1 protein-coding gene is annotated in these 255 nt (G+C 54.5%); it reads left to right on the top strand.

Annotation, left to right across the window (positions count from 1 at the left end):
- The coding region (locus ACO0LM_RS28825) for an energy transducer TonB (protein WP_423042394.1) at window positions 1-255 on the top strand (255 nt) is incomplete at both ends.

The raw sequence follows: 255 nt of genomic DNA on the forward strand, positions 1-255 counted from the left end.
GTTCGGTAGTTGTTCCTGGTGTGATTGACTTCAACGTCGGTGGCTGCAAACCAGAATACCCGCGTGCTTCACTGCGCAATGAAGAAACCGGTATCGTCCAATTGTCCGTCCTGATCGGTGCCGATGGCTCCGTGGCAGACGTCAAGATCGACAAGTCCAGTGGCTTCCGTGGTCTCGACAATGCCGTTCGTTCCCAATTGATGTCCGGTTCCTGCAAAAACAAGCCCGGTACCGTCGATGGCAAACCGCAACAGA

Origin of the sequence: Undibacterium sp. Di26W, from assembly GCF_049340265.1 — a bacterium.
Lineage (GTDB): Bacteria > Pseudomonadota > Gammaproteobacteria > Burkholderiales > Burkholderiaceae_D > Undibacterium.